The organism is Flectobacillus sp. (assembly GCF_049240685.1).
GTDB lineage: Bacteria > Bacteroidota > Bacteroidia > Cytophagales > Spirosomataceae > Flectobacillus.
In genome coordinates this window covers 1-7,025 of sequence record NZ_JBMLSD010000345.1, presented here as the reverse complement: position 1 = coordinate 7,025, position 7,025 = coordinate 1, and the positions used below count along the sequence as shown (strand labels likewise).

Sequence of the window (7,025 nt, the reverse complement as noted above, 5' to 3'; positions counted from 1 at the left end):
AGACCACGGAAATGCAGTAAGTTTCAGAAATGTTTGGATTAGAGAATTGTAAGATATAAATAATAAAAACAAAAAAGCGAGTGTTTTTGGAAACGCTCGCTTTTTTGTTTACTTACTCAAATTATACCCCAACGACAGACCTACTTTAGTAATCGTAGATTTTACTATACTTACCCATGAATGAGTTCCTGAATTATTTTGTGAAAAATTGACACTTGTAAATAATCGACCAAATCTCGTTCCAACGCCTACTTTATAGCCAAAAATATCATCATAGGTACCAAATGTATTTACTGGAGTACTTTCTTTTATCACTTTTTCAAAAGTTGGTCCAGCTTGTACAAATAACGATAAGGTTTCTGCTTTGTTCTGATAAAAAACAAATTGGGGTAATAAGGCAAAACTCAAAGTGGTTACATTTTTGAATGGTAGAATACCCGCGTTGACTCGCGCAAGCTCTTGATAGCTTGCAAAAGCCATATCTAGCTCTACTCCCAACTTTCGGTTAAAGCCTTTGGGTTCCCACAACACACCTGCGCCTAAGGACATATTAGATAATCCTGATTTTTGAAACAATCTCTCATTATCTGCAATTCTGGATGTATTATACCCGTAGGTGTTATAGTCTGCATTTACAACAATTTGAATACGCTTTCTTTCATAAAAACCATTGAGGCCAGAAGGAATTGCTTTTGTCGTTTTTACCATTGCAAAATCAACAGGAACATCGAGCACTTCTTCAGTCGAGTTTTGTGCATCAAATGAAGAAAACTGAATTGTTGAAGATTGACTTCCAAGGGTATCTTGGGCACTAATGGAGGAAATACTGAGAAAGAAAAAACAGGAAGCGAACATAAAAATTTTTTTCACGAGCTATTAATATTTAGGTTGAAACTAAAAAAACAATAGCTAGATTCTGACAAAAAACCTAGCTATTCTATGCAACGATAGGATGAATGCTTTATTTTGATGTTTATCTGTTAAAAAATGTTATTTTGTTTATTAAATCGTTATTTTTAAAACTATTTTTTTTCTACAACACCTCCATTCTTTTTACATTTCCATCGATTAGCGTGATGATAAGCTTTTTACTATTTTCGGGTACATAAAACAGATAGGTAGAGTTTTGTCCTATCACTTTCACCTTTTGGGCTTGTCCGTTATCGAATGTAATAAGATAGTTTGGTTGGGTTTTTCCTTCATCGATTAAACTTTTTTGTTTAGAACCTCTTCCAAGTTCTATCCCGACGAAGAAGCCAAAGAAGATAAAGGCTGAACAAAGCACTAGGAGATTGACTGACTGCTCTTTATCATGCTTTGCATTGAATTTTTCGCTCAATTTGGTTAAAATGAATAGCACAACAATCATTCCGAAAAGGCTCAAAGGAATTAACCAATGACTTACCAGCAAAGTTAATGGCGCAATGAGAATATCGGACAAGGACGCAAATTGAAGAATATTAAGTCCCAACATTCTATAAAAAATTGACTCGCTGACTACGCCCAGAATCAATAAATAAAGATATCCAATCGATAGATATTCTTGAAATCCTAAGTTTTTGAACATTATTGAACACGTTTGGTTATTTCTTCCCGAACTTTTTTCAGGTTTTGATACATAAAAATCAAGGATGGCAAAACGCCAGAAGAGATGGCAATAAATGCAAATTGCTTTTTTACAATGGCTAAATAAATGGTTAATATTCCTAAAAGAATCTGTAGAATAAGGGAAGTCAAAAATGCGGTCTTATACGTCTTTTCTTTGGATTGTAGCTCTTCAAGTGACAAGTCTGTAAAGCTTTCTTTTTTCATGTTGATATGTGATTTAATTAGGTCATGATTTTAGGAGCTTCAAGTTATAAAAAATATGATTGCATGTAAATTGAAAAAATGATTATTAGCAAAACTATCTCTAAAACTCGCTTCTTTCCAAACTTTGGGGTAGTTCATTCTTTTGACAATCAATAAACTCCTTATCTTTACTAATACCGAATCTGACGGATTATTCGTCGACTATGTTCCATTTCTTCATCATAACTTATTATGAAAAAACTGATTACACTCTTGGGCTTTTTTTGCCTTGGACAACTTACCTCTTCGGCTCAAAACTTTTTAGGGTTTTCTGAAAAAGGAACTTCTACTGAAAGAGCATTAGAAGCCCAATTTGACGCTCAACTCAATGCCCAAAATCTCCGTACTTGGATGAAGTATATGAGTTCAAAACCTCATTACGTAGGCTCGCCACACAACCGCGCCAATGCTGTGTATATGCGTGATTTGTTTAAATCATGGGGATTTGAGGCTCGTATCGATACCTTGTACACGCTTTTTCCAACTCCCAAAGTTCGTGAGGTGAGTTTGGTAAGTCCTACGCTTTTCAAAGCCAGTTTGGTCGAGCCTACGCTCAAAGAAGATGGTACTTCCAACCAGCTCAAAGATCATTTGCCAACCTACAATTGCTTTTCGGCAGACGGGGACGTTACGGCGGAGTTAGTTTATGTCAATTTTGGTCGTCCTGATGATTATGAAGTACTTGAAAAAATGGGGGAGAATGTCAAAGGAAAAATTGTAATTGTACGCTATGGCGGTTCTTGGCGTGGCTTAAAACCCAAATTAGCTGCCGAAAAAGGCGCAGTAGGTTGTATTATTTACTCCGACCCTAAAGATGATGGCTATGGTCAAGGCGATGTATATCCAAAAGGTCCTTTCAGACCAGAAGCTGGGGCACAACGAGGTTCGGTATTAGACTTGCCTGTTGCGCCTGGCGACCCACTAACCCCAAGTTATGGTAATACCAAGGATGCCAAACGATTAGACTTGAAAGACGCCACAACCATCATGACGATTCCTGTATTGCCTATTTCTTATGGCGATGCCTTGCCCCTACTCAAAGCATTAGATGGAAGAATAGCGCCAGAGTCATGGAGAGGAGGCTTACCTATTGCCTATCATGTGGGGCCGGGTGCAGCCAAGGTACATTTGAAATTACAATTTGACTTTAAAGTAGAGCCATTGTTCAATGTAATTGCCGTTATGAAAGGTTCGGAATTTCCTGACCAGTGGATTCTCAGAGGCAATCACCATGATGCTTGGGTATTTGGTGCAGCCGACCCGTTGAGTGGTATGGTTGCCGTTATGGAAGAAGCTCGTGCTATTGGAGAATTGGCAAAAACAGGCTGGAAACCCAAAAGAACCTTAGTATTTTGTGCTTGGGATGGCGAAGAACCAGGCTTATTAGGCTCAACCGAATGGGCTGAAGCCAACCGTCAGGAATTACAGAAAAAAGCGGTGGCTTACCTAAACTCAGATGGCAACGGAAGAGGTTTTCTTTCGGCAGGAGGCTCACACACTTTAGAAAAATTCTTTAACCAAGTAAGCAGAGATGTCATCGACCCACAAAAAAATATCAGCGTGTACGACCGTTTACGTTCGTATATTTTGGTAAATGGGTCGGGCGAAAGCAAAAAAGAAGCCTTAAGTCGTGGTGATATTCGTATTGGAGCCTTGGGTTCGGGTTCGGATTTTACGCCATTTCTACAGCATTTGGGCGTTTCTGCTATGAATGTGGGTTATGGTGGCGAAGATGAAGGAGGCGAATACCACTCAATTTATGATTCTTTTGACCATTACACTCGCTTCAAAGACCCTGATTTTGCTTATGGGGTTACGTTGGCAAAAACCATGGGAAGAACCGTATTGCGTTTGGCAAATGCCGATGTACTGCCTTTTGAGTTCCAAAACTTTTCGAATACCCTTCAAAACTACGGCACTGAGGTAAAGGCTTTATTAGAAAATATTCGTAGTAAAACCGAAGAGAATAATCGTTTGGTAAAAGAAGGTCATTTTGCAGCAGCAGCCGACCCGAACGAACCAATCGTTGTGAAAACGTACGATGAGGTTCCTTATATCAATTTTGCACCGCTAGAAAACAGTTTGAATCGTTTGAACAAAAGCGCCAATGCTTATGCTTTAGCGGTAAAAAATAGCGCTAAATTGGCGCCAGCTAAACTAGAAGAACTGAACCAACTACTCTATACGATAGAAAGAACCTTGACTTTGCCTGAAGGTTTACCAAATCGTCCGTGGTATAAACACCAAATTTACGCGCCAGGATTTTTTACGGGATATGGTGTAAAAACAATTCCTTCGGTACGTGAGTCTATTGAACAACGAAAATGGAAAGAGGCGGAAAAAGGCATTGAGATTGTGTCATCTGTACTCAACAAATACTGCGACCAAATCGATAAAGCGGTGGCCTTGCTTGGAGAATAAATAAGAAGTTTCGTCATCACGAAGGCATCATTTTTCCAAAATATATGAGTCAGCCCTAATTTAGCGAATGAGTGATTATGTTAAAATTTAGATTCTCCCAGTAGAGACGCAATGCTTGCGTCTCGATGCTTGCGTCTCAAACCAAGTAAATCTAGCATGATAGCCTAAAAAAAGGGGTCGGAAAAAATTTCCCGACCCCTTTTTTATGAAAATTTGGAGGATAATCCCAATCCCAAAATTTGGGATGACTCATGTTTGATGCATTAGAAATATTTTGCCGAGTGCCCCTTGCCAATTGCCCAATCAGGCAATCATTACTTTCTTCTGGAATAAATCTCCTCCTCTATCATTTTTAATTGCAACCTGTATTTGTTGCGATAAAGCTGCACCCCAACATTCAATAAAACCAAAGGAGCAATCCATCCGGGTTTGTTGATAGTAGCAATAAGATACACCGAAACAAGTACCAATGTAATTTGGAATACTAAGAATGAATTTACATAAAACTTTAGAGATTGTTTTTTGCTCAAAAGTTTAGATAAGGTCCAATTAACAAAGACTGAGTCTTTCATAAAATATATTTATAAGTTGTTGAGGATTAAGTTTTATTACTTTCTTACAACAACGAAAGAGATACTTTTATTGCAAAAAAATGTGATTTGTAGACTTATTTTTTTAAAGAAAATACGCCTTGCTTCTTATTGTAGATAAAATTCTGAAAGAAGCATTTTTTAACAAATTTTACCCTAATATTTTAGGTCAGAACAAGTTAATTTTCTTGAATCCGAAAAAATAATTCACATACCAATCGGTATGTGAATTATTTTTTTTCCTATATTTACAATCCATGGAAACGACGCAAGAATACATACTCGAAAAAGTAGCTCCTCTTTTTAACAAAAAAGGCTACAACGGCACGTCGCTTTCTGAGATTACTAAGGCTACCAATCTGACTAAAGGAGCTGTCTATTTTTACTTCAGAAACAAAGAAGATTTAGCATTTCAAGCTTTTCATTTGAATGTAAAAAAATTGGTAAAACCCCTTAATAATGTTGTCATTGAACGTAAAGGTGCTATCAACAAGCTTTATGGCATGACCTTTTATTTTAAAGAATACTATTACGAATTAGCTTCCGAAAGAGGTGGTTGTCCGCTACTCAATTTGGGAGTTGATGCCCGTTTCAACAACCCAATTTTGTTTGAGGAGGCTCGTAAAATTTGTGATAGACTTATTCAAAATACTGCCACGATAATCACTCATGGCATCAAGCACAAAGAAATCAAAGAAGCCACCGATGCGCATGCCTTGGCTACCAATATTTATTCCATGATTGAAGGAGGAATATTCATGTCTTTGCTTAACCAAAACAAAAATTATATAGTAAATATCGCGAATCATATCGAGACGGCCATTATCGAACAAATCCGCCTCTAAAAAAATTTGTAGTACCACATACCGTTCGGTATGCGTATTCAAACAATTCAAAAACAAGTTAATATGAATGCAATTATTGATTCTATCGGGGTGTATCTTCCTGAAAAGAAAATCGACAACCATTATTTCGAGCAATTTTTGGAAACTACCGACGAATGGATCGTTAGCAGAACAGGGATTAATACCCGCTATTACAGTTCAGAAACCGAATATACCAGTGATTTGTGCGTAAAAGCGGCTCAAAACCTTGCTGACAACTATCAAAAGAATCTTGCAGACGTTGACTTTGTGATTGTAGCCACTAGTACTCCTGACCAAGCATTTCCTAGTATCGCCAGCCAAGTACAAAGCCGTTTGGGTATTCCCAATGCAGGTTGTTTGGATGTTTCAGCAGGTTGTGCAGGTTTTGCTTACGGTTTAGTTTTGGCAAAAGGTCTTATCGCAACAGGTGACTACCAAAAGGTATTGGTTATCGGTGGCGAAACGCTTTCGAAAATTTCAGATTTTACTGACCGTACCAGTTGTGTGTTATTTGGTGATGGCGCTGGAGCAGTATTAGTAGAAAGTTCAGAAACGCAATATCTTCATAAATCTATTTCGACAACCAACGGCGACTTAGGAAAAGATTTGTATTTATCGAATCAACCCGCTCCTATCAATTTTGAGCAGATAGACTATAACGGAAAAATCCACCAAAATGGACGTACCGTATTCAAATGGGCTGTATCGAACCTCCCTGCTAATATTATCAAATTGGCAGAAAAAAATGGTATCACCACAGAGCAAATCGACTGGATGATTCCTCACAGTGCGAATATTCGTATTTTGGAAGCAGCTTGCTCACAAATGAATTTCCCTATTGAAAAATGCTTGGAGAGCGTTGTCAACTACGGAAATACCTCAGCAGCCTCTATTCCAATTGCTTGGTACAACGGTATCCAAAACGGCAAAGTACAATTGGATGACAAATTAATGTTAGCAGGTTTTGGCAGTGGACTTACATTAGCAGGTATTTATTTGACAAATCGTATTCAGAAAGCTTAATATATTCTTGATTTTCAAGTTAAAACAAAAGCGGTCGAAAAACTCATTTCGACCGCTTTTGTGATTTTAAGCTCTTGTTGAAATTCTCTCCAACAAACTGTCGTAAGCAACAAATTAGTATCAATAACAGACTTTTTACTGTCGCTGGCTCTTTGGAGAAAATTCTAACGAGGACTTCAGGCGTCAATAGAGCTTAGTTATTGTATCATTTTTACCTAGAAGTTGTGACACTTCCTTTTCTACAATTGAAACAACTTCCGTTATCTCAATCGTC

Annotated in this window: 7 protein-coding genes; 3 read left to right on the top strand and 4 right to left on the bottom strand. The window is 37.8% G+C overall.

Features of this window, described 5'->3' with window-relative positions:
- Positions 1-108: 108 nt before the first annotated feature.
- The 3 genes from ACOVQ4_RS15385 to ACOVQ4_RS15375 all read right to left on the bottom strand — a co-directional run bounded on the left by ACOVQ4_RS15385 (position 109) and on the right by ACOVQ4_RS15375 (position 1,812).
- Entirely contained in the window at positions 109-870 is a 762-nt protein-coding gene (locus ACOVQ4_RS15385) for a hypothetical protein (RefSeq protein ID WP_421821514.1), read from the bottom strand.
- 163 nt (positions 871-1,033) lie between these two features.
- Positions 1,034-1,567 carry a hypothetical protein gene (locus ACOVQ4_RS15380; RefSeq protein ID WP_421821513.1) on the bottom strand — a complete coding sequence of 178 codons (534 nt, stop codon included), beginning with the start codon at positions 1,565-1,567 and terminating at the stop codon, positions 1,034-1,036.
- Entirely contained in the window at positions 1,567-1,812 is a 246-nt protein-coding gene (locus ACOVQ4_RS15375) for a hypothetical protein (protein ID WP_421821512.1), read from the bottom strand. The genes ACOVQ4_RS15380 and ACOVQ4_RS15375 overlap by 1 nt, the downstream gene beginning before the upstream one ends.
- Positions 1,813-2,043: 231 nt before the next feature.
- Between ACOVQ4_RS15375 and ACOVQ4_RS15370 the strand changes: the two genes are divergently transcribed.
- Positions 2,044-4,272 (top strand): transferrin receptor-like dimerization domain-containing protein, encoded by a 2,229-nt coding sequence (locus ACOVQ4_RS15370; protein WP_421821511.1) that lies wholly within the window; start codon positions 2,044-2,046, stop codon positions 4,270-4,272.
- A gap of 314 nt (positions 4,273-4,586) precedes the next feature.
- Here the strand turns inward: ACOVQ4_RS15370 and ACOVQ4_RS15365 are convergent, their stop codons facing one another.
- Positions 4,587-4,802, bottom strand: a complete 216-nt coding sequence (locus ACOVQ4_RS15365; RefSeq protein WP_421821510.1) for a hypothetical protein — start codon at positions 4,800-4,802, stop codon at positions 4,587-4,589.
- 317 nt (positions 4,803-5,119) lie between these two features.
- Here ACOVQ4_RS15365 and ACOVQ4_RS15360 point away from each other — a divergent pair, with 317 nt between their 5' ends.
- Both ACOVQ4_RS15360 and ACOVQ4_RS15355 read left to right on the top strand, forming a co-directional pair.
- A complete protein-coding gene (locus ACOVQ4_RS15360) occupies positions 5,120-5,707 on the top strand; it encodes a TetR/AcrR family transcriptional regulator (protein ID WP_421821509.1) in 588 nt (195 codons plus the stop codon).
- Positions 5,708-5,770: 63 nt separating this feature from the next.
- Positions 5,771-6,751: a ketoacyl-ACP synthase III gene (locus tag ACOVQ4_RS15355; protein ID WP_421821508.1), complete on the top strand. Its 981-nt coding sequence runs from the start codon at positions 5,771-5,773 to the stop codon at positions 6,749-6,751.
- Positions 6,752-7,025: the final 274 nt, after the last annotated feature.

Excerpts from the sequence above, each read along its gene's own strand:
- ACOVQ4_RS15380 (WP_421821513.1), bottom strand. The coding sequence starts at position 1,567 with ATGTTCAAAAACTTAGGATTTCAAGAATATCTATCGATTGGATATCTT.
- ACOVQ4_RS15355 (WP_421821508.1), top strand. The coding sequence starts at position 5,771 with ATGAATGCAATTATTGATTCTATCGGGGTGTATCTTCCTGAAAAGAAA.
- ACOVQ4_RS15360 (WP_421821509.1), top strand. The coding sequence starts at position 5,120 with ATGGAAACGACGCAAGAATACATACTCGAAAAAGTAGCTCCTCTTTTT.
- ACOVQ4_RS15370 (WP_421821511.1), top strand. The coding sequence starts at position 2,044 with ATGAAAAAACTGATTACACTCTTGGGCTTTTTTTGCCTTGGACAACTT.
- ACOVQ4_RS15375 (WP_421821512.1), bottom strand. The coding sequence starts at position 1,812 with ATGAAAAAAGAAAGCTTTACAGACTTGTCACTTGAAGAGCTACAATCC.